Source organism: Nocardia africana NBRC 100379 (genome assembly GCF_001612635.1).
Classification (GTDB): domain Bacteria; phylum Actinomycetota; class Actinomycetes; order Mycobacteriales; family Mycobacteriaceae; genus Nocardia; species Nocardia africana.
The window spans coordinates 123,426-149,228 of sequence record NZ_BDAV01000013.1 but is presented as its reverse complement, the minus strand read 5'-3'; the positions used below and the strand labels follow the sequence as shown (position 1 = coordinate 149,228).

Here is a 25,803-nt window from a genome sequence, read left to right as displayed (position 1 = left end):
CGCGCTTGCCGCGCGCCGGTATTCGAACCGCCGTTGGATCCGAGGAGTTCCGGTGATCCGAATGCGGTAACGCCGCTCGATCGGGGGACGGCCGGACACAGTGTGCCGCGCCTGCGGACGCCGCGCCGGTCCGCGCACGACGGCCGGTCGCCGGGCTCCGGCGCCGGTGCGCCGGTGCCGTCCGGGCTGTGCGGCGGAAACGAAAATGGTTCGGCGGCAGCGCATTTCGCGGAGCGTTCGCTACGGCTGGTCCTCGAGGTCATCGACGGGCGGCGTCCGCTCGGGCAGCTGCGTCCGGTGGTGGAGCCGACCGTGCTGGCCGCCGTCGAAACGCTCGCCCGCACCGCCGCCGCGGAGCGCCGCCTCGGTACGGCGGTGCTCGTCACCGTGCGGCTCGCCGAGGTCACCGCGAGCGCCGCGGAGGTGTGCGGCGGATACGAGCGGGGGCAGCGCCGTTTCGCCGTCGCCGCGCGGTTGGTGCTGCGCCGCGGGCGCTGGCGGGTGAGTGCTCTGCGCATGCGGTGATCGCGGGCGCGTGTGGTGCCGAGGTGTGATCGATCACTGTCGGGCGCCGATGGGCCGCCGCTGTCCGTGGATGTTCCGACGCGGCGGCGCCTACGATGGAGGCCGCATTACCATGGACGATGCCGCTTATCCGCGCGCCGGGAATTTCGCCCATACGATGTGGCGGGGGCTTCGGTATGCCGCGAGTAGTGCGGTGTGCCGAAGATGTAGCACTGCAAGACGACAACATCGACCAGAGGACTGACGAGACCCGTGCCTGCGCTGACACTGACGAGGTTGCTACGTTTTGGTGAGGGTCGCACCGTCAAGCGGCTCGCGCATCTGGCCGACGAAGTTCTCAGCCTGGACGACGAGTACGCCGATCTCACCGACGCGGAACTGCGTGCCAAAACCGACGAATTCAAACAGCGCTACACCGACGGCGAATCCCTGGACGAGTTGCTGCTCGAGGCTTTCGCCACCGCGCGCGAGGCCTCCTGGCGCGTGCTGAATCAGAAGCATTACAAGGTGCAGGTGATGGGTGGCGCGGCCCTGCACATCGGCAATGTCGCCGAGATGAAAACCGGTGAAGGTAAGACGCTCACGTCGGTGCTGCCCGCCTACCTCAATGCGATCAGCGGCGACGGTGTGCACATCGTCACCACCAACGACTACCTGGCCCGTCGTGACTCCGAGTGGATGGGCCGCGTGCACCGCTTCCTCGGCCTGCAGGTCGGCTCGATCCTGTCCGGGATGAGCCCCGCCGAGCGGCGTGCGGCCTACAACGCCGACATCACCTACGGCACGAACAACGAATTCGGCTTCGATTATCTGCGCGACAACATGACCCATTCGCTGGAAGACCTGGTCCAGCGCGGGCACAACTTCGCCGTGGTCGACGAGGTCGACTCGATTCTGATCGATGAGGCCCGGACCCCGCTGATCATTTCCGGTCCGGCCGACGCGTCGAGTAAGTGGTATGCCGAATTCGCCCGTATTGCACCGCTTCTGAAGAAGGATGTGCACTACGAGGTCGACATCAAGAAGCGCACCATCGGCGTGCACGAGGCCGGTGTCGAATTCGTCGAGGATCAGCTCGGTATCGACAATCTCTACGAGGCCGCCAACTCGCCGCTGGTCAGCTATCTGAACAACGCGATCAAGGCCAAGGAACTCTACGTTCGCGACAAGGATTACATCGTCCGCAACGGCGAGGTCATCATCGTCGACGAATTCACCGGCCGCATTCTGGTCGGCCGTCGCTACAACGAGGGCATGCACCAGGCCATCGAGGCCAAAGAGGGCGTGGAGATCCAGCCGGAGAATCAGACGCTGGCCACCATCACGCTGCAGAACTATTTCCGCCTGTACGACAAATTGTCCGGTATGACCGGTACCGCCGAAACCGAGGCGGCCGAGCTCCACCAGACCTACGGCCTCGGTGTGGTGCCGATCCCCACCAACAAGCCGATGATCCGCATGGATCAGGCGGACCTGATCTACAAGACCGAGGAATCGAAATTCGCCGCGGTCGCCGACGACATCGCCGAGCGGCACGAGAAGAACCAGCCGGTGCTGATCGGTACCACCTCCGTGGAGCGCTCGGAGTACCTGTCGAAGCTGCTCACCAAGCGCGGAATTCCGCACAACGTGCTGAACGCGAAGTTCCACGAACAGGAAGCACAGATCATCGCCGAGGCCGGCCGCCCGGGCGCGGTCACCGTGGCGACGAATATGGCGGGTCGTGGTACCGACATCGTGCTCGGCGGTAACCCCGACATCATCACCGATACGCTGCTGCGCCGGCAGGGCCTGGATCCGGTGGAGACGCCGGACGAGTACGAGGCCAACTGGCTGCCCGCGCTGGAGCAGGTCAAGCGGCAGGTCGAAGACGACGCCGATCTGGTGCGCGAGGCCGGCGGTCTCTACGTGCTGGGCACCGAGCGGCACGAGTCGCGGCGTATCGACAACCAGTTGCGTGGTCGTGCCGGCCGCCAGGGCGATCCGGGTGAATCGCGCTTCTACCTCTCGCTCGGCGACGAGTTGATGCGGCGCTTCAACGGTGCGGCCCTGGAGTCGATCATGACCCGGCTCAACCTGCCCGACGACGTGCCGATCGAGGCCAAGATGGTCTCGCGCGCGATCAAGAGCGCCCAGACCCAGGTCGAACAGCAGAACTTCGAAATCCGCAAGAACGTTCTGAAGTACGACGAGGTGATGAACCAGCAGCGCACCGTCATCTACGCCGAGCGCCAGCGCATCCTGGCCGGCGAGGATATGGAGGGCCAGGTTCAGTCGATGATCACCGACGTGATCACCGCCTACGTCAACGGCGCCACCGCCGAGGGCTACGTCGAGGACTGGGATCTGGCCAAGCTGTGGACGGCGCTGAAGACGCTGTACCCGGTGGGCATCGAGTACCAGGATCTGACCGGTGAGACCGAAGACGGTGAGATCGGTGAGCTGAGCCGCGAGGAACTGCTCGACGCCATTCTCGAGGACGCCCACGACGCCTACGCGCGGCGTGAGAAGGAAATCGACGACCTGGCCGGCCCAGGCAGTATGCGCAATCTCGAGCGCCAGGTGCTGCTGTCGGTTCTGGACCGCAAGTGGCGCGAACACCTCTACGAGATGGACTATCTCAAGGAGGGCATCGGCCTGCGGGCGATGGCGCAGCGCGATCCGCTGGTCGAATACCAGCGCGAGGGTTTCGACATGTTCGCCGCCATGCTCGAGGGCCTGAAGGAGGAGTCGGTCGGCTTCCTGTTCAACCTCCAGGTGGAGGTCCAGCAGGCTCCCGAACCGCAGCCCGCGGTCGGCGCCGGCCTGCGTTCCCCGGTGGGCGCCACGCACCCCGCCCCGGCGGTACCGCAGGGCAACGGCGCCGCCGAGAACGCCCCGGCGGCCTTGCGCGCCAAGGGAATCGACGAATCCGGTCCGCGCGGTCTGAGCTTCTCCGGTCCGGACGAGGGCGGCCACGCCGAAGTCCGCAGTGCCGCTCAGGAATACGGCGACACCCCCTCGACCGGCATGACCCGCCGCGAGCGCCGCGAAGCCGAGCGTGACCGGACCAAGCAGTCCAAGCCTCCGAAGTCCAAGCGCCGCCGGTAATTTCGGCGAACGAGGCGGCCGGCTCACCGATCAGGTGGGCCGGCCGCTGTCGTGCTGTGCGGTTCCCGCTTGCTTCTCGTAGCGTTCGCGGGCGGCGTGGACCTGGTCCATGTTCTGCTCGGCCCAGTCTTTGACGGCGCGCATCACCGGTAATAGCGAGTGGCCGAGGGGGGTCAGTTCGTAGTCGACGCGGACCGGGACCGTGGGGGTGACGGTGCGGGAGATCAGGCCGTCGCGTTCGAGGTTGCGCAGGGTTTGGGTGAGCATCTTCTGGCTGACGCTGGCCAAGCGGCGTTGCAGGTCGCTGTAGCGCTGGGGCCCGTCGGCGAGGGCGTTGACGGCCAGGCTCACCCACTTGTCGGCGATGCGGTCGAGTAATTGCCGGGCTGGGCATTGTGCCAGGTAGGCGTCGTATTCGGCGCCGGCCTGAGCCCGGCGCTGGGCGGCGGTTCGGGTGGCCACGGGTCTCCTCGGGGTGGGATACGCACCTTGCAGTGCGTACTTCCTTATGGAGAGTAGCTCTCCATACGTTGTGTTGCATGAGTTCTCGAAACAGCATGCGGGCCGTGGTCGTTCGCCGGGTCGGTGGTCCGGAGGCGCTCGAGGTGGTGCGGGTGCCGACGCCCGAACCCGGACCGCGTCAGGTGCGGATCCGGGTGGAGGCGGCGGCGGTCAACCCGGTGGATATCGCGACCCGCAGCGGCGCCTTGATCGATGCGGGTCTGATGGCGCCGCGCGAGATCATCGGCATCGGCTGGGATGTCGCGGGAGTTGTCGACCGTGTCGGGCCGGACGTGACGGCATTCGCGGTGGGACAACGCGTTATCGGGTTACGTGATCTCCTCGACCGGTCGCTGGGGGCGTACGCCGAATATCTGGTGCTCGATGCCGACGCGGTCGCGCCGGCGCCACCGGGTGTCGATGCGCCGGAGGCGGCCACGCTGCCGCTGAACGCACTGACCGCGCAGCAGGCGCTCGCGCTGCTCGACCTTCGCCGCGGTGACACGCTGCTGGTCACGGGCGCTGCCGGAGCGGTCGGCGGCTTCGCGGTCGAGCTGGGGGTGCGTGCCGGCCTGCGGGTGGTCGCGCAGGTCGCCGACGCGGATGTGGCGTTCGTTCGCGGACTCGGCGCCGAATGGACCGTGCCGCGAGCGAGCGCCGACCTCGCCGGGGAGATCCGTGCGCTGGTTCCGGGAGGTGTCGACGGCGCACTGGACGGCGCCGGCCTGGGAGTGCGCGCGGCGGCCGCGGTCCGCAATGGTGGCGCGTATGCCGGGGTGGCCGGTGGACCGTCCCCTCTTCCCTTGCGCGGCATGACAATTCATCAGGAGTGGATCAGAGCCGACGGCGCCGCGCTCGCCGGACTCGCGACCCTCGGCCTGACCTTGCGGGTCGCCGACGTCCTTCCGCTCGAGCGCGCGGCCGAGGCGCACGAGCGGTTGTCCGCCGGTGGAGTGCGCGGGCGGCTGGTGCTGATCCCGTAGTCAACCGCCGGTTATGTGTTCCGTCGGCACGCCGCGGCGATCAGGGCTGTGACTTCTCAACAGCGGGAACGAGCAGGCAGACGAACGGCTAATCCGGGGCATACGGTCGGCTTCGTCGAATGCCGACACGACCGACCAGGAGCTGCCGATGTGCTCGAAGTCGCAATTCTCGCCGCACCGCGTCACCGAGACGGCCGCGATGGCGCCCTCGGGTGCGGTACCAGCAGCCGCGCGCAGAGGCGGTGCTCGCCATGACCGGTGAGGTCTCAGGCTCCGAAGGCGCCGGGGTCGCCACGGTGTCGCCGCTGCTGGTGCTCGATCGCAGCGGCGCCGACGCTGTCGGCGGCCTCCCCACCGCTGAAATGCTGCTGCGCATGGTGCGTGATTCGCGCCCCGCCGCGCATCACTTGGACCCGCTCGCGCGGCACCTCGCGGAACTGCACACCGGCACCGCCCAATCGCGCGATGCCGACTATCGCCGTGCGGCCGAGGCGTCGCGCCGCGAGACCGTGCGCGCGATCGACCGATGGATCGAAGCGCACGTCCCGCAGCATCGGCACGGCACGGCGATCCATACCGAAACCGTCGGCTGCGTGATCGATCGGCTCATGGCGGCCTACGCCCGCGCCGCGCACCTGCTGGAGACCACCACCGACGATCTGGCCTTGCACGCCGCGTGGTTCCGGGTGGCCGAACTGGTCAACGGCTACGACGATCTGATCGCGGCGATCACGCACGGCGAGCGCCGGCTGCCGACATCGGCGTAAACGCGCCCGGTTTCTCACGCCCGCCGGGCGGTGACCAGGAGGTACTCCCAGCGCATCCGCCCGCCGCCGAGATCGTGGCGAGCGGCCAGGTCGGCGAGGGCGCGGTCCAGGTCGGCGATGCGGTCCGGGTCGCCGGCGAGAGCCTTGTACACGGCGACCGTGGGACCGTAGTTCGCCTTGAAGAAGTCGCGGAACCGGTCGCCGTCGGCGAAACACTCCACCGTCGCGAATTCGCGCTGCGTCCGCAGATCGGTGACGCGGTCGCCGAACAGGTCCCGCAGGTGGTCAGGGGTGCCCCAGAGCAGCGGCGATTGCGCCCCGGACGGCGGTGGCGGCGCGAACCGCTTCACGATCGAGAACATCTCGCCGATGAATCCCTCCGGTGTCCAGTTGATCAGGCCGATCGTCGCATCCGGCGCGGTCACCCGAAGCAGTTCGTCGGCGGCCGCCCGATGCGACGGGGCGAACATGATGCCCACGCAGGACAGGGCGACATCGAATCGACCGTCGTCGTAGGGCAGTGCCTGAGCGTCCGCGGCCTCCCACGTGAGATGGACACCGCGGGCGGCCGCTGCGGCCCGGCCGGCCGCGAACATTTCCGGCGTCAGGTCACTGGCAATGACGTCCGCGCCGGCTTCGGCCGCCGGAATGGCCGCATTCCCCGCTCCGGCGGCGATATCGAGCACTCGCCGGCCGGGACGAATATCGCAGGCCCGGACCAGTCGCCGGCCAAGGCCGGGTATCACGGTGTCCGCGACGCGCGGATAGTCGCCGAGGGCCCAGAGTGCGTGTGTGCGTTCGGTGATCTCGTCGGGTGATTGCTGGGTGTGGTGGATAGCTGTCATATCGCAAGCATCCGGCGGCCGGGGTGGCGCCGGCCAGTTCAACATCTGTACCCGGCGCGCGCCGAGTGGTGTACTGGTTGTGTGTCCGGCTACGGGGAGTTCTGCCCGATCGCCAAGGCAATGGACGTCCTCGACGAGCGGTGGACGCTGCTGGTCGTTCGCGAATTACTCTTGGGCAGTACGCATTTCAACGAGTTGCGGCGGGGCAACCCGAAGATGTCGCCCGCCCTGCTGTCGCGGCGTCTGCGTTCGCTGGAGCGGTCGGGGGTACTGCGTCGCGAGATCGGTGCGGACGGGCGCGCCGCCTACATCCTGACCGACGCCGGACGCGAGCTGTCGGCCGTCGTCCAAGCGCTCGGGACGTGGGGGGTGCGCTGGATCGGCGATCTCGGCGACCGGGATCTGGACCCGCACCTGTTGCTGTGGGATATCCGTCGCACGATGCCGGTCCGGGCGTGGCCGGATGAGCGCACGGTCCTGGCGGTCGAGTTCACCGATGTCCCCGGCAAGGAGGCGCACTGGTGGCTGATGGTCGAGCGCGGTACGGCGGCGATCTGCGACTACGACCCCGGTTTCGAGGTCGCGGCGACCGTGCGCAGCACGCTGCGGCAGCTCACCGAGATCTGGCGTGGCGACCGGAGCTGGGCAGCGGCGCTCCGGGACGAAACCACCGAGATCGTGGGCCCGGCCTCGATTCGGCGGCAGGTACCGCAGTGGATCGGGCAGGCAGGCCTGGCGGCGACTCCGCGACCGGAACACGCCGAGTGATCACCTCAGCCGTTCCCGACCGCCCACGGATCGTTGGAATTCAGCGCTGTCAGCAACAGCCGGATCGCCGCCACCCGCCGCTCCTTGCCCGGTAGTTCGTCGAGCGCGCATTCCGGGTCCGCGGGTGGGCCCAGGTGGGTGCAGCCGCGGGGGCAGTCCTCGATGGCATCGGACAGGTCGGGAAAAGCAGCGATCACGTCGTCGGGGGAGATGTGGGCGAGGCCGAAGGAACGGATGCCCGGGGTGTCGATGACCCAGCCGCCGCCTTCCAGCGGCAGGGCCACCGATTGGGTGGAGGTGTGCCGGCCCTTGCCGACGCCGGAGACCGTGCCCACGGCGCGTTCCGCTTCGGGGACAAGGCGATTCACCAGCGTCGACTTGCCGACGCCGGAGTGGCCGAGCAGGCAGGTCAGCGAATTCCGGAGGAGGTCGCGGACGGGCTCGAGTGGATCGTCGCGGCCGCCGTAGACGATGGTGAGGTCGAGATCGGCAAATTCGGCGGCGAATTCGGAATCGGCGGCCAGGTCGTGTTTGGTCAGGCACAGAATCGGTTGCAGCCCACCGGCATACGCGGCCACCATGGCGCGTTCGACGAAGCCGGTGCGAGGCGGCGGATCGGCGAGCGCCACGACGATGAACAGCTGTTCGGCGTTCGACACCACGATGCGTTCGAAGGGATCGGTGTCATCGGCGGTGCGGCGCAACACCGTTCGGCGATCGGCGACGCGCACGATCCGCGCCAGGGTGTCGGGCCGTCCGGACAGGTCGCCGACCACATCCACCTGATCGCCGACCACGATCGGCGTGCGGCCCAGTTCCCGCGCCCGCATCGCGACCACGCGGCGATCCGGATCGTCGCCGATCACACACCCCCAGCGTCCCCGATCCACCGAAACCACCATGGCCGACACCGCATCTCGATGTTCCGGGCGAGTCTTCGTGCGGGGACGCGAACCCCTGCCCGGGCGCACCCGGACATCGGATTCGTCGTACTCCCGGCGCCTCAGTGGGCCGCTCCCTCACCCGATAAGGCGCCGGCGCCCGCCAGCATCAACTCCCACAGGGTGACGAATTCGGGCAGGGTCTTGGCGGTGGTGCCGATGTCCTCGATGCTGACGCCGGGCACGCGCAGGCCGAGAATCGCTCCCGCCGTGGCCATTCGGTGATCGGCGTAGGAGTGCCACTGTCCACCCGTCAGCGGGGTGGGCTCGATGCTCAGCCCGTCCTCGGTCTCGGTGACGTTGCCGCCGAGGCGGTTGATCTCGGTGGTCAGCGCGGCCAGCCGGTCGGTTTCGTGCCCGCGCAGATGGGCGATCCCGCGCAGCCGCGACGGGGAATCGGCCAGTGCGGCCAGTGCGGCCACGGTCGGCGTCAGCTCGCCCACATCGTGCAGGTCGATATCGATGCCGGCGAGGGACTGCGGGCCGCGCACGGTGAGTTTGCCGTCGTAGCGCCGCGCTTCCGCGCCCATCCGGACGAGAATTTCGCGGATCACGTCACCGGCCTGGGTGGTCAGCTGCGGCCAGTGCGGAATGGTCACCTCACCGCCGGTGACCGCCGCCGCGGCCAGGAAGGGCGTGGCGTTGGACAGATCCGGTTCCACATCCCAGTCGACGGCGTGGATCGGCCCGGGGTCGACCGTCCAGACCTGTTCCTTGCGCGGATCGGCCGGCGCCTCCACCCGCACCCCGGCCTGCCGCAGCATCTGCACCGTCATCTCGATATGCGGCATGGACGGCAGCGGTGCGCCCTCGTGATGCACGGTGATCCCGGTCTCGAAGCGCGCCGCCGACAACAGCAGCCCGGAGACGAACTGCGAGGAACCGGAGGCGTCGATGGTGACCCGCCCGCCCCGCAGCGTCCCGGCGCCGTGCACGACGAACGGCAGAGTGTTGCCGTCGATGTCCACGCCGAGGCTGCGCAGCGCGTCGAGGATCGTGTGCAGGGGACGCAGCTGCGCCTGTTCGTCGCCGAAGAACGCGACGTCGCCGTGCGCCAGCGCGGCTACCGGCGGCAGGAACCGCATCACGGTGCCGGCCAGTCCGCAATCGACGGTGGCGTTGTGCAGGTGCGCCGGCGGGGTGACGGCGAGGGTGTCGCCGTCACCGGTGATTTCGGCGCCCATCGCGCGCAAGCCCGCGATCATCAGCTCGGTGTCCCGGCTGCGCAGGGCGCCGGTGATCGTCGAGGGGCGGTCGGCGAGCGCGGCCAGAATCAATGCCCGGTTGGTGATCGATTTGGACCCGGGCAGGGTGACGGTCGCGTGCACGGCATGGTCGATGTGGGGCGCGGGCCAGAAACTCACCGGACCATCTTCGCGCATGAGAGCTGAACCCGTGTGCAGGGAGCGCGGATTTGTGATCTCCGACGTATGCTCGTTTATTTGCTGGATTCGGACAATTGCCGCCTCATGCGGGAATGCGCCGGTTGCCGCGGCCGATTCCACCACGCGATCGGGCCCGCACCATTGGGTGCGGGCCCGATCGTGAGGCAGTGCTCTGCGTGTCGTGGATCTACTTGTGGCGGCCGTGCAGCAGCGGAACCACCTTGCGCAGCAGCTTCATGGTGCTGTCGGTGCGCTTGTAACTCAGCAGCGCCATGCCCGGAATGGCGAAGCGCTGCACCGCGATCGAATGCGGGCTGGTGAACTCCAGCAGACCGGGCGCGCCGTGGATGCGGCCGATACCGGAGTCGCCGACGCCGCCGAAGGGCAGCGACGCGATGGCGGCGAAGCCGAGCACCGAGTTGACCGAGGTCGCCCCGGCGCGGAGGCGGCGGGCGATCTCGAGGCCGTGCTTGCGCGAGTACACCGCCGATCCCAGGCCGTACTTCGAGTTGTTCGCCAGGTCGACCGCCTCGTCGATGGTGTCGACGGTGCGGATCGTGACGGTCGGGCCGAAGGTCTCCTCGCATACGGCGTCCGACTTCTCGTCCACGTCGACCAGAACCACCGGCTCGATATACGGCGCGTGCACCGAGTCCGGGCCGCCCAGCACCGCGGTGCCGCCGTTGGCCAGCGCCGATTCGATGTGCCGGCGCACGATGTCGACCTGCGACGGCATGGTCATCGGGCCGTAGGCGGCCTTGCCGTCGGATCCGGCGTGCACGTTAGACAGAATCTTCTTCACCTCGGCCACGAACGGCTCGCGAATCGACTTGTCGACGTAGACGCGTTCGACACCGGCGCAGGTCTGGCCGCTGTTCATGGTCGCGCCGTAGGCGACGGCGTCGGCCGCCGCGGCGATATCGGCGTCCGCGGCGACGATCACCGCATCCTTGCCGCCGCATTCCAGCAGCACCGGAGTCAGCGTTTCGGCCGCGGCGGCCATGATCTTCTTACCGGTCGCGGTCGAGCCGGTGAAGGCGATCTTGTCGACTCCCGCGCGCACCAGCGCGGCGCCGGTCGCGCCGAATCCGTTGATCGTGACGAAGACGCCCTCGGGCAGGCCGGGGTTGGCGTCCACGAAGGCCTGGCCGACGAAATTGCCGATGGCGGTGGAGTATTCACTCGGCTTGAACACCACCGTGTTGCCCGCGGCCAGCGCGTAGGCCAGCGAGCCGTTGGGGGTGTAGACGGGATAGTTCCACGGGCCGATCACGCCGACAACGCCGAGCGGGCGCTGTTCGATCGACGCCGCGAAATTCGACATCAGGGCGCCGGGCGAGACCTTCTTGGGTTTGAGAACCTTCTCGGCGTTCTTGGCGGCCCAGGCGATGTGTTCGAGGGCCAGCATCAATTCCAGGTACGCGTCGTCGCGCGGCTTGCCGTTCTCGGCGTGGATCAGATCGCAGAGTTCGTCGGCACGGGCGACGAGGCGGCTGGACCAGTGCAGCAGCGCGCGCTTGCGATCGGCGAAGCTGAGGCCGCCCCAGGTCGCGGCGGCCGCGCGGGCCTTGGCGACGGCCGCCCGCACCGCATCGTCGTCGGCGATGGGGTGCGTGGCGATGACCTCGCCCGTGGCCGGATTGACTGAGGAGAGCTCGGTGGGCCGAGCGGATTCGGCTGCCTGCGCCGACGCGGTGGTGGCGGTGGACTCGGTGGTGGACATGGTGCGGCGACCCCTAATGAGAGAGTTGTGGCAAAAAGTTCTCACATTCGCGATGTGATGTCAATCGCCTTCAGTTGGCTTCGTCACGTTGTGCGGGTAAGGCCGAGCCTACGGATTCTGTCGGTCTCCGATGGCAGCATGGAGATATGTGCGGCAGATATGCGACCACGGCGAATCCGGCCCGGCTGGCGGTCGAACTCGACGCCCTCGACGAGACCGCCGACGGGGCGCCGAGTGGCGACGCCGCCGCGGGAAAAGCGGCGCCCGGCGGCGATGGTGGCACGAGCGCCGGCGGTAAATCCGGAGACGGCGCCAACTACAACGTCGCCCCGACGAATCAGATCCTCACCGTCGTTCGCCGCCACGACCACGACCACCCCGACGACGACCCCGCCCTGCGGATTCGCCGCATGCGCTGGGGGCTGATCCCGGTCTGGACGAAGGCTGCCGAACCGGGGGTTCCGGCCAAGGGGAAGCCGCTGTTCAACGCCCGGGCCGACCGCGCCGCCACCGCACCCTCGTTCCGGGATTCGGTGAAGAAGCGCCGCTGTCTGGTTCCGATGGACGGCTGGTACGAATGGCTCACCGAACCGCACCCCACCGGCTCCGGGAAGGCCGTCAAGCAGCCGTACTACATGTCGGACGCGGAGGGGAACCGGTTGTACATGGCCGGCCTGTGGTCGGTGTGGCGGGACCCGGCGCAGCGGGATATGGCCCCGCTGCTGTCCTGCACGATCCTCACCACCGATGCGGTGGGCGATCTGACCCGCATCCACGATCGGATGCCGCTGATGATGCCGCGCGAACACTGGGACGCCTGGCTCGACCCCGATCACCCGGCGCCGCACGAACTGCTGGAAACCCCTGAGCCACAGGTGATTTCGTCGATCGCCGCGCGGCCGGTGTCACCGTTGGTGAATTCGGTGCGCAACAACGGTCCGCGGCTGCTGGAGCCGGTATCGGGTGCGGGCAGCGAACAGGCCGGGCAGATCAGCCTGATCTGAACCCGGCCCGTCGCTGTTCGCCTGCCGCTAGTCACATTTCACGGATGGCATCGCCATATTCAGCCCACATTTCAGGACGTCGGCGCCCATCTGGACGATCTTCGTGGTGGTGTCGGTGGCCAGTTCGATGATGTCGGTGGCGGCGTGGCCGCCCAGCTTCTCGGCCTTCTCCGCCTGTGGATCCTGCTCCGGCGTGCCCGGATGTTCGGCGTCGCCGCCGAGCGGATAGTTCGGATCGTGGACGGGAACCGGCGCGCTCGGAGTAGCGCCGGCGGGCGCTGCCGTCAGCAGACCGGATCCCAGGGTGAGCAGTGCGGCGCCGGCGGTCGCTGCGAGCAGGCTACGTACGCGCGGACGATGGATCATTTCGCATCACATCCTCGGTTCGGAACGAATCGGGGGAGAACGAACTGCCCGACCAGTAACGCACGGAGACAGGTGAGCTTCGGGTAATTGGCGGGAATCGTGGGTGTGGCGCAGCGTGTCCGGCGGAGTGTCGCCGTCCGCCGGGTCACCTCTGGAGAGTCTCCGCACTGGCCTGCAGCCCACCCGCCGTGCGTAGCGGCACTTCCTTCCAGAACATCACCAGCAGCAGCGCGATCCCGGCGATGGCCGCGACGGCGAGGAAGACGGTGTCCATCGAATCGGCGAAACCGACCTGGAACGGGCGGGCCAGCGTCGGATTCAACTGCTGGATCACCGAACTGTCGCTCATCACCTGACCCGCTGCCGAAACATCGTGGGACAGTAGGCCTTTCGATAGCGCCGCGTCGGCCGGATTGCTGCTGTGCGCACCGTCGATCACCGCATGCTGATACGCAGGCTGGGTTGCCGCGCTGTGCAATTCGTCGCTGATATGCGGTGTCAGCTGGGCGAACAGAATGGACAGGAAGACCGCCACACCCAGGGTGCCGCCGATCTGCCGGAAGAAGGTGGCCGCGGCCGTGGACACGCCCATGTCCTTCGGTGGCAGGGCATTCTGCAAGGCCAGCGTGAGCGGCTGCATGAGGTTGCCGAGGCCGAGTCCGGCGATCGCCATGAAGATCATCACCAGCCACAGCGGACTGTCGGCGCCGATCAGATGCAGCAGGAACAATCCGAGCGTCAGCAGGCCGGCGCCGATCAGCGGGAAGACGCGATAGCGGCCGGTGCGGGAGATGGTCCGGCCCGCGATCACGGAGGCCGTCATCATGCCGAGCACCATGGGCAGCATCTGCAGCCCGGCGACGGTCGGGCTCGATCCGCGCACCACCTGCAGATACTGCGGCAGCAGCGAGATCCCGCCGAACATGGCGGCGCCGATCACGAACGAGATGACCACGCCCAGGGCGAAGGTCGAATTCGTGAACATCCGCAGCGGAATCAGGGCCAGATCGCCGAGTTTCGCCTCGACCGCGACGAAGCCCAGGACGCCGGCCGCGCCGATCAGATAGCAGACGACGGCATCCGGACTGCCCCAGCCCCATTCCCGGCCCTGCTCGGCCACCACCAGCAGCGGGACGATGCCGACCGCGAGCATCAGCACGCCCCACCAGTCGATCCGCACACCGGGATGCGGGCGGCGCGGCAGATGCAGGACCTTGGTGACCACGGCGAAGGCGAGCAGCCCGATCGGCACGTTCACCAGGAACACCCAGCGCCACCCGTCGATGCCGAGAATCGCCGGCCGACCCGCGAACAGGCCACCCAGCACGGGCCCCACGACGCTCGAGGTGCCGAAGACGGCCAGGAAGTAGCCCTGATACCGGGCACGCTCACGCGGCGAGACGATATCGCCCATGATGGTGAGCGCCAGCGACATCAGGCCGCCCGCGCCCAGCCCCTGGAACGCGCGGAAGGCGGCCAGCTCGTACATCGACTGCGCCATGGTGCACAGCAGCGATCCGGCGACGAAAATGGCGATCGCCGCCAGATAGAAGGGCTTGCGCCCGAACATATCCGACAGCTTCCCGTACAACGGCGTGCTGAGCGTCGCGGTGATGAGATAGGCGGTGGTGACCCACGCCTGCAGCGAATAGCCGCTGAGATCGTCGGAAATGGTGCGAATGGCCGTGGACACGATGGTCTGGTCCAGTGAGGCCAGCAGCATGCCGAGGATCAGGCCGCTCATGATCACCAGCACCTGCCGATGGGTGAACCCCGCGGCGTTCGGTGCGATGCCGGCCTCGGCCGGGGTGGTGGTCGTGGTCACGAATTCTTCTCCGTCGCAGGGCCTTCCGTGGGGGAGGGGAGGGTGAGTATCGACGGTCGCGCGGCTTCGTAGTCGTCGACGAAGCGGTGTAGCAGGACCGCGAACTGCTCGCGGTCGGGGTCGTTCCAGTCGGTCAGGATGCGGCCGATCATCTCGTTGCGTCGCGCGCGCAGATGGGCGGCCATCTCCTTGCCGGCGTCGGTGACGATCAGGACGCTGGCGCGGCCGTCGCTGGGATCGGCCTCGCGGCGCACCAGGCCGCGCTTGACCAGAGCCGCCACCTGGCGGCTGATCGTGGACGCGTCGGAGTACATCGCCTCGGCCAGCGCGCCCGAGCGCATGGGGCCGTCGCAGAGCAGGCGGAAGATGATGCGGTACGCAGAGAGGTCGATATCGCCGTGCGACGCGGCTGCCACCTGGGCGTTCGTCCGCTCCCGGATCCGCCCCAGGCGAATCAGCTGCTGGGCGATCTGATCGATCACCTGCTCGCTGTCCATATCGGACCTCCCGCTTCCGCCCGCTCGGCCGCCTACCGGCCGAAAACTACTTGCATCAATCAACTATTTGTATACACCAACTAGTTGTTACTTACAAATATTTCCGATCGGGGCGGTCGGATCTCACATGCTGGGAGAAATCAGGCGATGACCGGCGCGGTGACCGCTCCGGTGAGCCGGATCAACTCCGCGGGTGCGAGTTCGATCTCGAGGCCGCGCTTTCCGGCGCTGACGAGGATGCGGTCCCAGTTCCGAGCGGATTCGTCCACCACTGTGGGGAGTGCGCGCTTCTGCCCGAGCGGCGACACCCCGCCCAGGACGTAACCGGTGACGCGCTGGGCCTTCGTCTTGTCGGCCAGCACCGCCTTGGGTGCGCCGAGAGCCGCGGCCGCCGCCTTCAACGACAGCGAGTGCGGAACCGGGAGCACCGCGACCGCGGGCGTGCCGGTCGACAAGTCGATGATCAGCGTCTTGAAGATCTGCGCGGCCGTCACACCCACCCGCTCGGACAGGGCGGCGACGGCCTCGTCGCCGTAGGAATCACTGCGCGGATCGTGAGGATAGGAATGCACCGCATGGGGCACCTTCGCCTGGGTCAGCGCCCGGATCGCGGGTGTCGATGCGGCCATGGCGGTCACCCTAGCGGCGCCGGTTCATGCCCGGCAATCGCATTCGACGGGGTGTGACGCGGCCGCGGGAACACAGTGGCGGCCCCACATGTTGCACTGTTCCGCCAGCACAGCGCAGCTGCCTTCGCAGCCGCTCCAGATCGGAAAAGTTCGGAGGAGATGCCGGTGACCGTCCTCGTCGACGAACGCCCGGTAACGACCGGCGACTCGCTGTCGTACCCGCTGATCGACATCATGATCCCGGACACCGGGTTCGATCGGCGACCCTCGCGCGCGGTAGATTCAGATGCTACGGCGACCGAAGGGACTTCCGTGACGAGCGACGACGAACTGGCGGCCGATCGCCCCCGCGGTGACACCGCGGGTGGTTCTCGACCGGAAGATATCGAGATCCCCGACGACCCGGTGGACGACGAGCTCACGTCCGACGATTCCGACGCTCGCGACGCCGAGGACGCGGAGACCGACGGCGAGTCGACCGTGCGCTCCACGGCCGACGAGGCCGAACTCGCGCGGCGCTTCGAGCGCGACGCGCTGCCGCTGCTGGATCAGCTCTACGGCGCGGCCCTGCGGATGACCCGCAACCCGGCCGACGCCGAGGATCTGGTGCAGGAGACCTTCGCCAAGGCATATCAGGGCTTCCGGTCCTTCCGGGAGGGCACCAACCTGCGGGCCTGGTTGTATCGGATCCTGACCAACACCTACATCAACTCCTATCGCAAGAAGCAGCGCCAGCCCGCGCAGTACCCCACCGACGAGATCACCGACTGGCAGCTCGCCGCCACGGCCGAGCACACCTCCACCGGTCTGCGCTCGGCGGAGATGGAGGCGCTGGAGGCGCTGCCCGACGACGACATCAAGGCGGCACTGCAGTCGCTGCCGGAGGAATTCCGCATGGCGGTGTATTACGCCGACGTGGAGGGCTTCCCCTACAAGGAGATCGCCGACATCATGGGGACTCCGATCGGCACCGTCATGTCCCGGCTGCACCGCGGGCGCAAACAGCTCAAGGGGCTGTTGGCCGATGTCGCCCACGAGCGGGGGTTCGACCGGAACCGAACGGGCAACGGGGCGCGTCAGGAGGTAACCCAGTGAGCACCAGTGGGCACGAGCACGAGGATCGGGGCGCCGGGGACGAGATGGAACTGGACTGTTCGGCGGTTCTCACCGACGTCTGGCTGATGCTCGACGGTGAATGCGACGAGGCCACGCGGGCGCGATTGCAGCACCACATGGACCATTGCTCGCCGTGTATCGAGGCATACGGTCTGGAGGAGAAGCTCAAGCGCCTGCTGAGCCGCAAATGCGGTGGGGACCGAGCCCCCGAATCGCTGCGGGAGCGGCTCACGCTCGACATCCGGCGCTCGATCACCGTCACCGAGACCCGGGTCGAACGCGAGTCCTGACCCGAAACGCGAATGCGGCACGCCATCCGTGATGGCGTGCCGCATTGTCGTTTTCAGCAGTGCACCGAGTCCCGCTGGGCGGTCCCGGGGCGCACGGCGCGACGGCTCAGGAGTTGGGCCGCTTGCCGTGGTTGGCCGCATTCTTACGGCGGCTGCGCTTCTTACGCCCACGCTTACCCATCGGTATCTCCCTTCTGACCACACCAGGCTGGGGTGAACCCGCCTCAGGTGCGAGTTCCTGGGAGGAAAGGTTACATGCGCCCGCCGCCCCTCCGGCAATCGGCCGGTGGGCGCCCGGAAAGCAGTGATCCGCGCCACCGCTCGCCGCGTGTCAGAGAATCGCCGGTGCTACGCGCGCGACCGGAGGAAGCGGCGCGGTCTCGGCGGTGGTTGCGAAGGCCTGGATCACGAAGGCGGCGAAGCGGCGCGAGGCAGCGATCCTGGCGGCCGGGGAGCCGAGGTGAATGCCTCGGTTGGCCAGGAGCATGAGGATCAGGTCGTCGACGACGAAGTCGGGACGGAGCCGGCCCGCGTCCTTGGCTCGATGTGCCAGCGCGGCAAGGGCTTTCAGTGCGTATGCGCGTTCGGCGGTGAAATCCAGCGCGTGCGGAAAGGCCGCCGTGAAGGCTTCGGTGAAGCCCCGGCTGCGCGCGTGCAGTTCGAAGAGTTTCTCGACGACGAGGCAGAAGCCGCGCCATGGGTCGGGTTCCGCCAGTCCCTCGTCGACCACGGCCCGGCAGGCGTGCATCTGCTCCGTGAACGCCTCGGTGGCCAGGATCTGTTTGGTCGGGAAGCGCCGGTACAGCGTGGCCGGGCCGACTCCGGCGCGCCGGGCGACCTCCCGCATCGGCACGTCCAAACCCTCGGTCGCGAACAGGGCACGAGCCGCCTCCAGGATGCGTTCGCGGTTGTCGCGGGCGTCGGAGCGCAGCGGTCGACTGGAATCGGGGAGTTGAGGCAAATCGTCGGGCATCGCTCTCAGTTTAGCTAAACGGACGGGGGCGTCCGTTAGCTTCGAGTGCAGCCCGGACGGGTCGAGTCCGGATCGGCTCGAAGCGAGGAAAGACAGTGAAGGCAGTAGTCATCCGCACATTCGGCGACCCGGACGGGCTGGCCGTGGTCGACCACCCGGCGCCGGCGCCGGCGCCCGGTCAGGTGCTGATCGGCACCGAGGCCATCGGCGTCGGCGGCGTGGACGCCGTGATCCGCAGGGGCACGCTCGGCGGCTACGGCTTCGAAGCCGGCCACATTCCCGGCAGCGAAGTCGCGGGCACCGTCATCGCGGTCGGCGACGAGGTGGATACCTCTTGGATGGGCCGGCGGGTGTGGGCCTTCACCGGAGTCGGCGGCGGCTATGTCGAACAAGCGAGCGCCCGCGTGGAGGATGTCCTCCCGCTGCCGCCGAGCCTGTCCCCGATCGATGCGGTGACGCTCGGGAGTTCCGGAGTGGTCGCCCATTTCGCCCTGGCGCATGGCCGCTTCGCTGCCGGTGAGTCCGTCCTGATCCGGGGTGCGGCCGGCAGTATCGGGGTCACCGCCGTGCAACTCGCGTCCCGCGGCGGCGCCGGCGCGGTGGCGGTGACGACCTCGTCGGCCACCCGGGGCGACCGCCTGCGCGAACTCGGCGCGACCCACGTCCTGGACCGCTCGGGGAAGGGCGGTGCGGACGCTCCCGTGGGCTACGACGTCGTCCTCGACGTCGTCGCCGGGGTGGACCTGCCCTCGTTCTTCGCCCGTCTGAGGCCGAACGGCCGTATGGTGGCGGTCGGTGTCGTGGGTGGCCACCCGCCGGCGGATTTCGGCATGCAGTTGATGGCCGCGTTTCGAAAGTCGTTGTCCTTCGCCACTTTCAGCGCGGACACCGTACCCGAACCCGAGCGCCGGACGGTACGCACGCAACAGTTCACCGCCGCCGCCCGCGGCGAACTCCGCACGGCGGTACACGAGGTACTCCCGTTGGACGATGCCGCTCTCGCGCACCGGAAGATGGACGCGGGCGAGGTTTTCGGTCGCATCGTCCTCGTGCCGTAGCGGCGGTGGCGCGAGGGAGAAACCGGCGTGATGGTGCGGGCGGCGGTTGTGGCGGACCCGGGCGTCGGTACCGTGGGCGGAGGAGGTGCCAGGTGGTGGACAGACAGATGACGCAGGCCAGGCAGCAGCGCCGGCGGGTGATCCTGGCCGCGGCGGCGGGTTTGTTCGCCGCGTGTGGGTATCGGGCCGCGGGCATGGAGGAGATCGCCTGCCGCGCCGGGATCAGCAAACCCGTCCTGTACAAGTCGTTCTCGAGCAAGCTGGAACTGTATCTGGCCGTCCTGCACGAGGCGATGCAGGAACTGGAGGAGACGCTCACCGCCGCACTCGAACCCGCCGAGGGCATGCGCTCGATCGTGGAGGCGTCGGTAGCGGCGGTGTTCGACTTCGCCGACACCCGGCCGCGCAGTGCCGCCCTGCTGGCCGGCGCCGCCGTGGCCGACGAACCGTCGGCGCAGCGCATCGCCCATCAGGCCGCCACCATCTGTATCGACACGCTCGCGCAGGCGCTGGCACCGCACCCGCTACCTCGTGCCGAGCACGGCTGGCTGATCACGGCCGAGCTGGTCGCCATCGCCCAGTCGTGTGCGCGGGACTGGGTGGCCACCGGCAAACCCCTGCCGAAACACGAGGCCATCGCCACGACCGCCAGTCTGTGCTGGACCGGACTCGCCGGCGTGCAACTGGCGCCGAAGCGGTCGGCCCGCGACGCCGGCCAGTTCCCGGTCCCGGACGCCACGGCATAGCGAGCGAACCTTCGGCAACTCTGGTGTCGCCGTTGATGCATTGTGCCGATTCGACTTTCGCGCCTGCCGTCATATCGCCCCGGCCGTCGAACACGACCTGCGTATTCGGTCACGATCAGTAGAGTGAATTCGTGAGTCCCGCGAAGATCGTGATCATCGGCGGTGGTTTCTCCGGCGTCGAATGTGCCCGTTACCTGGAACGTCATCTCAGCTCCGACGAAGCGTTCATCCAACTCGTGACACCGGATGCGGGGCTGCTCTATCTGCCGCTGCTGCCGCAGGTCGCCTCGGGTGTGCTGAATCCCCGCTCGATCACGGTGTCGCTGCGGCGGGTGTTGCGCCGCACCGAGGTGGTTCCGGGGATGGCGATCGGCGTGCATCCGGACACCCGGCAGGTCGTGGTGCGCGGATCGGCGGGCACCGACAGTGCCCTCGACTACGACCATCTGGTGCTGGTGCCGGGCAGCATCACTCGCGTCCTCGATGTGCCCGGACTGGACGAGTACGGATTCGGCATGAAGACGCTCGCCGAGGCCATGTTCCTGCGTGACCACGTCCTGCAGCAGTTGGACGTCGCGGCCGTGCGCGGCGGCGAGGAGGAGGACCGGGAGCGGCTGAACTTCGTCACCATCGGCGCCGGATACGCCGGTACCGAGACCACGGCGGTGCTCAACAAGGTCACCCGGGCCGCCGCGCGCCGGTATTTCCCGAAGCTGGAATCCGGCATGGTGCGCTGGCATCTGGTCACACACGGCGACCGGATCATGCCCGAACTCGGCCAGCGACTGGGGGAGCAGGCCAAACGAAATCTGGCCGAACGCGGCATCGAACTGATCACCGGCGCCTCGGCGAAAGAGGTTACCGCCCATGGTGTTCAGCTCACCGACGGCCGGTTCATCCCGACGCGGACGGTGTTGTGGACCGCCGGTGTGGTCCCCAGCCCCCTCGCCGGACACCTCGGCGCGGCGACGGTGAAGGGCCGCATCGTCGCGGACGCCGATTTCACCGTGCCGGGGCTCACCGGGGTGTGGGCCTGCGGCGATGCGGCCGCGGTACCCGACCTGACGGCGGGTGAGGGCGCGCTGTGCGCCCCCACCGCCCAACACGCCATGCGGCAGGGCCGCCACCTCGGCAAGAATCTGGTGGCCGCGCTTCGTGGTGAACGGCCGACGCCGTACCGGCACCAGGACCTCGGGATGGTGGTCGACCTCGGCGGCGCCGATGCGGTGGCGCGCCCGCTGAAGATCGGATTGCGGGGCATCCCGGCACAATTCGTCACGCGCGGCTATCACCTGATGGCCCTGCGAACCCTCGTCGCCCGGGCACGGGTGGCCTTCGACTGGACCGTGCACGGCCTCAGCGGCGACGACTTCCTGCGTATCGGCTACGGCGACTACAACACCCACACCATCGGCGGTTTCGAGCAGACCTCATGCTATCTGCCGGCCGAGGAAGTCCCGCAGACCTTGAAAGCGCTCTGCGACAACGACTGACCGCGGATGTCCTCTCACCGGTTCGCCGCGGCCGCCGGGAGAACGGGCTTGATGTCGAGGACCGGGGTGCCGTCGAAGGCTTCCAGGTGGGCGACGCGGATCCGGGCGCCGGCGATGGACAGGATCCGGACCTCGTGCAGCCCGATCGGATTGGGACGGTGTGGTGAGCGCGTGCTGAAGACTCCGCTGAGCGGGCGGCTCGTGTCACCTCGGGGATGCACGGCCAGGGTGTCCCGGTCGGCACGGTCGAGCCAGGTCAGCAGCACCAGGTCCATCCCGGGCGTGAGGCCCTCCAGCGCCTCGGCATAGCGGTCGTCGAGCACGATCCAGGCCGGCGGTGCGCCCTCGTCGGGCTGGCGCGGTGCGGTCGCGCGGTCCGTGAGTTCGGATTCGACGGTTCCGATCGGGCGCAGCAGATAGTCGGTCACCGCCCCAGTGTGATACCTCAACCCCGCTGCGGGTCAAGGGTTTCGGACGACGACACGGCTCCGGCGGCGGCGACCTCTACGACCCGTACAGTTCGGCGCGCATCTGCTCCGGGCTCCGGCCGTACCGGCGCTGGAAGGCTTCGCGGAACCGGCGTGTTGTGGTGAACCCGGTGTGGTGCGCGACCGTGTCCATATCCACCGGCAGGGGAGACGACAAGCGCTGCCGCGCACGGTCGAGGCGAATCGTGCGCAGCAGCGCCGCGGGGGCAAGACCTGTCGACTCGGTGAGGGCGCTGTGCAGCGTCCGTCGCGAGCAACCGCACATACCCGCGACGGCCACCGGTGTCAGTCTGCTGTCGCCGCAGTGTATTTCCATGATCTCGCGTGCCCGCGCAGCCAGATGCGCGTATTTGCCGCCCGCCGCGACGCGGGTGTGGTCGTGATTGAGCACTCCGTCGAGCAACACGAGTGCGCTGGAATACGCGACGGCGAAATCCACTGCGGTCCAGTCTCCGTGACCGGCGTGCAGCTCACCGATCTGCCGCACCAGCGAGCGCACCAGAGGACGCTGTCCGTCGAGTGCGACGGGGGCGCTTCTCGCGCGGGTGAGGTCCACCGACGTCTCCGGCACGGTCATGATCAGCGCTTGCAGCGGCTCGTCCTGACGCATCACCAGTGGCGATCCCCAATGGAAGAATGCCAGTGTGCCGGGAGCGACGACTTCCGCGGAATCACCTTGCGCGAACGCGAATTCGCCGCGCAGCGGTAGCAGCAACCGGTAGCTGTCGTCGCCGTCGCCCCGCACGTCTCGTCCGGTGCGGCGATAGTGCACGGGATCGGAATCGAAACGCACGATCTGCAGGCCGCCGACTCGCTGCGCGGTGGTCGACCAGGCGAAGTCCTCGACGGTGTCGCCGAACGCCAATCCCACCGACCCTTGCCGGCTTCGCAGGTAGTGGTGCCAGTACTCCATCCGCTCGGCGGGTGTCTCAGCGGCCGCCGAGGATTCCTCCTCCCACCAATACTCCGAATCCACGAGAAGGTTCCCTTTCGCGCCCAGCCGCAGAACGACTTCAAGCTACCAAGGCGAAAGAGGAGCCGATCGTCTTCCGGCCGTCGGAACTTCGTCTCGGCGCGTGAGCGCTCCGGCCCGAGCGACTCCGGCCTGAGCGCGGATCTCCCCTCCTACTTGCGGATCCGCGATCAGGTCGTCGTTGTCCGCCGCGACCACCCCTGGCGCACGAAAAACGTTAGCCGCCAACACTTCCGATTTCTGGCAAGTTCGTGGCGCATTCTGGCAAGACTTGGTCGACTAAAGGGATGTTCAGGACATATCGGAAAAAGCCGACGAATCGCGACACGGCCGCTTTCATGTTCGAATCGACGTTTCGCCGAACGGGCTGGAAACGCATTCCGTCGAGACGGCTCGGATTTCTCGTCTTTCCCTCTTCGCGGTTATAGTGCTTGCGTTCCGCTTGGTTGGGTCCGATTGTCGTGAAGGTCGCCGATGATGTCGCTCGTCCGTATTGCCGACACGTCGTCGTTTTCATCGGACCGGGCGGTCGCGAGGTCTTTGCCGTGAAGTGTCCGGATAACCGAATTCGTGGTGCCTTGGCCGGCGTCGCGTGCGGAATAGTGGCTTTCGCGGCGCACGGTATCGAAGGGGACTCTCCGAATTCTGCCGCACTGATGCTCGTGTTGCTGGTCAGTGGCTTGGTCGGTGCGGCAGTGGGTTCCTCGGCCGGCCGCGGCCGGTTGCGGTTGTTCGGGATGCTGGCCCTGGGCCAGTTGCTCGGCCACACGGCATTGGCATCGACGGAGCCGCCGCGACCCTCGCATCCATCCGAAATCAATGGCTGCGGCGGGGGATGGATCATGCTCGCCGCCCACGTGGCGGCCACGATGCTGTGTGCGCTGCTCATTGCGGCGGCCGAGCGGTTGTATCGCGCGATGGCCGGGCTCGTGTGGACTCTGCTGTCGACGTTCTCGCCCCGCCCTGCTCTCGACGACCCCCGCTCCGGTGTGCGGTACGCCGCTGATCGACGGGGCACGATTCCGCTACGGGGCGCGATTTCTCGTCGCGGCCCTCCTGGTCCCTCGCCGGTTGTGGTAGCGGCCTGACCGGTTATCGCTTCGGCGCGACCGTTCGGCAACCGGCCCTTCTCGTACCGACCGAGATCCATATCGCGGGCATTGAACCGTGGCCTGCGGCGAATATTCCCACAAGTGGTTATTCGATACTTTACTTCGGTGCGGTCGATCTGATCATCTGTATCGCTGCGATTTGATGCGGCGCTATCGGATGGGAATGTGCACGGCTGTTTTCCTTCGGGATCACCGGCCGGGATTTGTCATTGCCATGTAGCTGTTTGCTGCTCGCGGCCGCCCTGTGCTCGCGGGCGGAAAAGATAGTCCGCCACTGTCGTTTCCCTCGCCACTTTTCGACTCGTGGGCATTCGTTGCTCGCGGGGAAGGACACCTGATGAAGACCATGAAGAAGTTCGCCGCCACCTCCGCGATCGCGATCGCCGCGCTGACGGTCTCCGCCGGTACCGCATACGCCGACACCGCCGCGCCGCCGGCTCCGGCAGCCGGTAAGCCCGACGCGACGATCAGCACCGACGTCGCCCCCGGGATTCACTACACCGCCAACGTGGTCGACCACTCGGTAGTGCTGCGCACCGATGCGGGCCGGCTGATCACTCGCGGAAACCAGTTCGAATTGCTCGACGGCAACGGCAATCTCGCCTTCGGGATGCCGCTGACCTATCGGCTCGATCAGAAGGACTGGCCCATCGCCGCGCAGATCGACGCCGACGGCCGCACCGCGACGCTCACCCCCAGTCGTAACCCTGCCGACGCCGTCGCGTCGACGCAGCCCGATGCGAAGCCGATCTTCTCCCAGGACGACTTCAACGAGGCGCTCGGTGTGGCTGCCAACCAGGTCGGCCTGGCGTCCGGACTCGGTGTCCTCCTGGGGACCGCGATCGGTCTCGTCGGCGGCTGTGTGGCCGGCGCGGTGGTCGGCACCGCGCTGATGCCGCCGCTGTTCTTCGCCGGCGCACCGGGAGGCTGCATCGCGGGCGCCATCTCCGGTGCGGCGCTCGGTGCCGCGATCGGCACGGTCGCCATCGGCGGCCCCGCCGCGGTGGTCTCCCTGGTCCAGATGTACAACACCCTCACCAACCCTCAGAAGTAACGCTGTGCGGGTGTCGCGTTTCGTCCACGGACCGGGCGCGACACCCCGCTCTGCGGTGAAAACCGCTGCGGTGGAGCATCTTTCACCGCGCCGTCGCTCGACGGCATCATCGGACGTCAGGGCTGGACGAAGGCCCGTTCCAGGAGTGTGGACAGACGAGCCCGGTCCTCGTCGCCGAGCCGGCTCAGGCCTTCCCGGGTCTGGTGCATCTTCGCGCGGATCGCGTCGACGGCACGCTCGCCCTCGGGTGTGATGACCAGATTGGTCACGCGGCGGTCGGATGTGCTGGCCTCCCGTCGCACGAGACCCCGCTTCTCCAGCCGGTCGATGATTCCCGTCACGTTGGACGCGTCGCACGCCAGTATCTCGGCCAGTGTGCGCATCGCGGCGGGGCCCCGGCGCAGCACCGTCAATGTCTTGCCCTGGCTCGCCGTGAGGTTCTCGCTCGCCGCCGCGACCGTGAAGTCGCTGTAGTAGACGCCCAGCGACACCGAGAGCAGCTCCATGAGCCGGTCGGTGTCGAGGTGCGGAACCTGTGCCATGGAATTCATCCTACGTCCTGAAACTTGACCATCTCAACTATTCGGACCTACGGTGGAAAATGCTTGAGGTTATCAACCATCAAAGATGTCAAGTTTGTATGAGGAGTAT

At 67.8% G+C, this 25,803-nt stretch carries 27 protein-coding genes; 13 read left to right on the top strand and 14 right to left on the bottom strand.

Annotated elements, in window-relative coordinates:
• The first annotated feature begins 102 nt into the window (after window positions 1–102).
• A complete protein-coding gene (locus NA3_RS23790) occupies window positions 103–525 on the top strand; it encodes an Rv3235 family protein (RefSeq protein WP_062965879.1) in 423 nt (140 codons plus the stop codon).
• Window positions 526–777: 252 nt separating this feature from the next.
• Window positions 778–3,615: a preprotein translocase subunit SecA gene (secA, locus tag NA3_RS23785; RefSeq protein ID WP_062965878.1), complete on the top strand. Its 2,838-nt coding sequence runs from the start codon at window positions 778–780 to the stop codon at window positions 3,613–3,615.
• Between the two features lie 30 nt (window positions 3,616–3,645).
• Here secA and NA3_RS23780 read toward each other — a convergent pair whose 3' ends face one another.
• Entirely contained in the window at window positions 3,646–4,077 is a 432-nt protein-coding gene (locus tag NA3_RS23780) for a winged helix-turn-helix transcriptional regulator (RefSeq protein ID WP_062965877.1), read from the bottom strand.
• Between the two features lie 77 nt (window positions 4,078–4,154).
• Between NA3_RS23780 and NA3_RS23775 the strand changes: the two genes are divergently transcribed.
• Both NA3_RS23775 and NA3_RS23770 read left to right on the top strand, forming a co-directional pair.
• Window positions 4,155–5,099, top strand: coding sequence for an NADP-dependent oxidoreductase (locus NA3_RS23775; protein WP_062965876.1), 945 nt, complete (start codon window positions 4,155–4,157; stop codon window positions 5,097–5,099).
• Between the two features lie 251 nt (window positions 5,100–5,350).
• Window positions 5,351–5,866, top strand: coding sequence for a DUF4254 domain-containing protein (locus NA3_RS23770; protein WP_167355037.1), 516 nt, complete (start codon window positions 5,351–5,353; stop codon window positions 5,864–5,866).
• A gap of 14 nt (window positions 5,867–5,880) precedes the next feature.
• Here NA3_RS23770 and NA3_RS23765 read toward each other — a convergent pair whose 3' ends face one another.
• Entirely contained in the window at window positions 5,881–6,711 is an 831-nt protein-coding gene (locus NA3_RS23765; protein ID WP_062965874.1) for a class I SAM-dependent methyltransferase, read from the bottom strand.
• A gap of 81 nt (window positions 6,712–6,792) precedes the next feature.
• Here NA3_RS23765 and NA3_RS23760 point away from each other — a divergent pair, with 81 nt between their 5' ends.
• Window positions 6,793–7,479 carry a winged helix-turn-helix transcriptional regulator gene (locus tag NA3_RS23760; protein ID WP_062965873.1) on the top strand — a complete coding sequence of 229 codons (687 nt, stop codon included), beginning with the start codon at window positions 6,793–6,795 and terminating at the stop codon, window positions 7,477–7,479.
• Window positions 7,480–7,484: 5 nt separating this feature from the next.
• Here the strand turns inward: NA3_RS23760 and rsgA are convergent, their stop codons facing one another.
• The 3 genes from rsgA to NA3_RS23745 all read right to left on the bottom strand — a co-directional run bounded on the left by rsgA (window position 7,485) and on the right by NA3_RS23745 (window position 11,528).
• Window positions 7,485–8,486, bottom strand: a complete 1,002-nt coding sequence (gene rsgA / locus NA3_RS23755; protein WP_062965872.1) for a ribosome small subunit-dependent GTPase A — start codon at window positions 8,484–8,486, stop codon at window positions 7,485–7,487.
• Window positions 8,483–9,802 carry a 3-phosphoshikimate 1-carboxyvinyltransferase gene (aroA, locus tag NA3_RS23750; protein ID WP_062965871.1) on the bottom strand — a complete coding sequence of 440 codons (1,320 nt, stop codon included), beginning with the start codon at window positions 9,800–9,802 and terminating at the stop codon, window positions 8,483–8,485. Before aroA ends, rsgA begins: the two co-directional genes overlap by 4 nt.
• Before the next feature lie 190 nt (window positions 9,803–9,992).
• A complete protein-coding gene (locus NA3_RS23745; RefSeq protein ID WP_062965870.1) occupies window positions 9,993–11,528 on the bottom strand; it encodes an aldehyde dehydrogenase family protein in 1,536 nt (511 codons plus the stop codon).
• A 146-nt stretch (window positions 11,529–11,674) separates the two neighbouring features.
• Here NA3_RS23745 and NA3_RS23740 point away from each other — a divergent pair, with 146 nt between their 5' ends.
• The gene (locus tag NA3_RS23740) at window positions 11,675–12,532 is read left to right on the top strand and encodes an SOS response-associated peptidase (RefSeq protein ID WP_062965869.1); all 858 of its coding nucleotides are present in this window, start codon (window positions 11,675–11,677) and stop codon (window positions 12,530–12,532) included.
• A 27-nt stretch (window positions 12,533–12,559) separates the two neighbouring features.
• Here the strand turns inward: NA3_RS23740 and NA3_RS23735 are convergent, their stop codons facing one another.
• From NA3_RS23735 to ybaK, 4 genes are all read right to left on the bottom strand, one after another.
• Complete coding sequence (locus tag NA3_RS23735) at window positions 12,560–12,898, bottom strand: hypothetical protein (protein ID WP_062965868.1); 339 nt, start codon at window positions 12,896–12,898, stop codon at window positions 12,560–12,562.
• A 145-nt stretch (window positions 12,899–13,043) separates the two neighbouring features.
• Complete coding sequence (locus NA3_RS23730; protein WP_062965867.1) at window positions 13,044–14,723, bottom strand: MDR family MFS transporter; 1,680 nt, start codon at window positions 14,721–14,723, stop codon at window positions 13,044–13,046.
• The gene (locus NA3_RS23725; protein WP_062965866.1) at window positions 14,720–15,220 is read right to left on the bottom strand and encodes a MarR family winged helix-turn-helix transcriptional regulator; all 501 of its coding nucleotides are present in this window, start codon (window positions 15,218–15,220) and stop codon (window positions 14,720–14,722) included. Before NA3_RS23725 ends, NA3_RS23730 begins: the two co-directional genes overlap by 4 nt.
• A gap of 140 nt (window positions 15,221–15,360) precedes the next feature.
• Window positions 15,361–15,849, bottom strand: a complete 489-nt coding sequence (gene ybaK / locus NA3_RS23720; protein ID WP_062966030.1) for a Cys-tRNA(Pro) deacylase — start codon at window positions 15,847–15,849, stop codon at window positions 15,361–15,363.
• 480 nt (window positions 15,850–16,329) lie between these two features.
• Between ybaK and NA3_RS23715 the strand changes: the two genes are divergently transcribed.
• Together NA3_RS23715 and rsrA are read left to right on the top strand one after the other, a co-directional pair.
• On the top strand, window positions 16,330–16,944 hold the full coding sequence (locus tag NA3_RS23715; RefSeq protein WP_036504644.1) for a sigma-70 family RNA polymerase sigma factor: 615 nt from the start codon (window positions 16,330–16,332) through the stop codon (window positions 16,942–16,944).
• Window positions 16,945–16,988: 44 nt separating this feature from the next.
• Window positions 16,989–17,255, top strand: coding sequence for a mycothiol system anti-sigma-R factor (gene rsrA / locus NA3_RS23710; RefSeq protein WP_062966028.1), 267 nt, complete (start codon window positions 16,989–16,991; stop codon window positions 17,253–17,255).
• A 106-nt stretch (window positions 17,256–17,361) separates the two neighbouring features.
• On the opposite strand, the gene NA3_RS39510 is transcribed toward rsrA, so the two are convergent.
• On the bottom strand, window positions 17,362–17,436 hold the full coding sequence (locus tag NA3_RS39510) for a 50S ribosomal protein bL37 (protein WP_369801531.1): 75 nt from the start codon (window positions 17,434–17,436) through the stop codon (window positions 17,362–17,364).
• 150 nt (window positions 17,437–17,586) lie between these two features.
• Window positions 17,587–18,228: a TetR/AcrR family transcriptional regulator gene (locus tag NA3_RS23705; RefSeq protein ID WP_062965865.1), complete on the bottom strand. Its 642-nt coding sequence runs from the start codon at window positions 18,226–18,228 to the stop codon at window positions 17,587–17,589.
• A gap of 95 nt (window positions 18,229–18,323) precedes the next feature.
• Between NA3_RS23705 and NA3_RS23700 the strand changes: the two genes are divergently transcribed.
• The 3 genes from NA3_RS23700 to NA3_RS23690 all read left to right on the top strand — a co-directional run bounded on the left by NA3_RS23700 (window position 18,324) and on the right by NA3_RS23690 (window position 21,525).
• Window positions 18,324–19,286 (top strand): zinc-dependent alcohol dehydrogenase family protein, encoded by a 963-nt coding sequence (locus NA3_RS23700; RefSeq protein ID WP_062965864.1) that lies wholly within the window; start codon window positions 18,324–18,326, stop codon window positions 19,284–19,286.
• Between the two features lie 92 nt (window positions 19,287–19,378).
• Window positions 19,379–20,032 (top strand): TetR/AcrR family transcriptional regulator, encoded by a 654-nt coding sequence (locus NA3_RS23695; protein ID WP_062965863.1) that lies wholly within the window; start codon window positions 19,379–19,381, stop codon window positions 20,030–20,032.
• A 131-nt stretch (window positions 20,033–20,163) separates the two neighbouring features.
• Entirely contained in the window at window positions 20,164–21,525 is a 1,362-nt protein-coding gene (locus NA3_RS23690; RefSeq protein ID WP_062965862.1) for an NAD(P)/FAD-dependent oxidoreductase, read from the top strand.
• A gap of 14 nt (window positions 21,526–21,539) precedes the next feature.
• On the opposite strand, the gene tsaA is transcribed toward NA3_RS23690, so the two are convergent.
• A complete protein-coding gene (gene tsaA, locus NA3_RS23685) occupies window positions 21,540–21,953 on the bottom strand; it encodes a tRNA (N6-threonylcarbamoyladenosine(37)-N6)-methyltransferase TrmO (RefSeq protein WP_062965861.1) in 414 nt (137 codons plus the stop codon).
• Between the two features lie 76 nt (window positions 21,954–22,029).
• Window positions 22,030–22,989, bottom strand: a complete 960-nt coding sequence (locus NA3_RS23680; protein ID WP_062965860.1) for an AraC family transcriptional regulator — start codon at window positions 22,987–22,989, stop codon at window positions 22,030–22,032.
• Between the two features lie 653 nt (window positions 22,990–23,642).
• On the opposite strand from NA3_RS23680, the gene NA3_RS23675 reads away from it, so the two are divergent.
• Together NA3_RS23675 and NA3_RS23670 are read left to right on the top strand one after the other, a co-directional pair.
• A complete protein-coding gene (locus NA3_RS23675; protein ID WP_062965859.1) occupies window positions 23,643–24,074 on the top strand; it encodes a hypothetical protein in 432 nt (143 codons plus the stop codon).
• Window positions 24,075–24,435: 361 nt separating this feature from the next.
• Window positions 24,436–25,152 (top strand): DUF8020 domain-containing protein, encoded by a 717-nt coding sequence (locus NA3_RS23670; RefSeq protein WP_062965858.1) that lies wholly within the window; start codon window positions 24,436–24,438, stop codon window positions 25,150–25,152.
• Window positions 25,153–25,268: 116 nt separating this feature from the next.
• Here the strand turns inward: NA3_RS23670 and NA3_RS23665 are convergent, their stop codons facing one another.
• Window positions 25,269–25,694 (bottom strand): MarR family winged helix-turn-helix transcriptional regulator, encoded by a 426-nt coding sequence (locus tag NA3_RS23665; protein ID WP_062966027.1) that lies wholly within the window; start codon window positions 25,692–25,694, stop codon window positions 25,269–25,271.
• Between the last annotated feature and the right edge of the window lie 109 nt (window positions 25,695–25,803).

Excerpts from the sequence above, each read along its gene's own strand:
- ybaK (WP_062966030.1), bottom strand. The coding sequence starts at position 15,849 with ATGGCCGCATCGACACCCGCGATCCGGGCGCTGACCCAGGCGAAGGTG.
- NA3_RS23665 (WP_062966027.1), bottom strand. The coding sequence starts at position 25,694 with ATGGCACAGGTTCCGCACCTCGACACCGACCGGCTCATGGAGCTGCTC.
- NA3_RS23775 (WP_062965876.1), top strand. The coding sequence starts at position 4,155 with ATGAGTTCTCGAAACAGCATGCGGGCCGTGGTCGTTCGCCGGGTCGGT.
- NA3_RS23725 (WP_062965866.1), bottom strand. The coding sequence starts at position 15,220 with ATGGACAGCGAGCAGGTGATCGATCAGATCGCCCAGCAGCTGATTCGC.
- NA3_RS23745 (WP_062965870.1), bottom strand. The coding sequence starts at position 11,528 with ATGTCCACCACCGAGTCCACCGCCACCACCGCGTCGGCGCAGGCAGCC.
- NA3_RS23670 (WP_062965858.1), top strand. The coding sequence starts at position 24,436 with ATGAAGACCATGAAGAAGTTCGCCGCCACCTCCGCGATCGCGATCGCC.
- rsrA (WP_062966028.1), top strand. The coding sequence starts at position 16,989 with ATGGAACTGGACTGTTCGGCGGTTCTCACCGACGTCTGGCTGATGCTC.
- NA3_RS23740 (WP_062965869.1), top strand. The coding sequence starts at position 11,675 with ATGTGCGGCAGATATGCGACCACGGCGAATCCGGCCCGGCTGGCGGTC.
- NA3_RS23675 (WP_062965859.1), top strand. The coding sequence starts at position 23,643 with ATGCTCGTGTTGCTGGTCAGTGGCTTGGTCGGTGCGGCAGTGGGTTCC.
- NA3_RS23765 (WP_062965874.1), bottom strand. The coding sequence starts at position 6,711 with ATGACAGCTATCCACCACACCCAGCAATCACCCGACGAGATCACCGAA.
- aroA (WP_062965871.1), bottom strand. The coding sequence starts at position 9,802 with ATGCGCGAAGATGGTCCGGTGAGTTTCTGGCCCGCGCCCCACATCGAC.
- NA3_RS23770 (WP_167355037.1), top strand. The coding sequence starts at position 5,351 with ATGACCGGTGAGGTCTCAGGCTCCGAAGGCGCCGGGGTCGCCACGGTG.
- NA3_RS23705 (WP_062965865.1), bottom strand. The coding sequence starts at position 18,228 with ATGCCCGACGATTTGCCTCAACTCCCCGATTCCAGTCGACCGCTGCGC.
- NA3_RS23735 (WP_062965868.1), bottom strand. The coding sequence starts at position 12,898 with ATGATCCATCGTCCGCGCGTACGTAGCCTGCTCGCAGCGACCGCCGGC.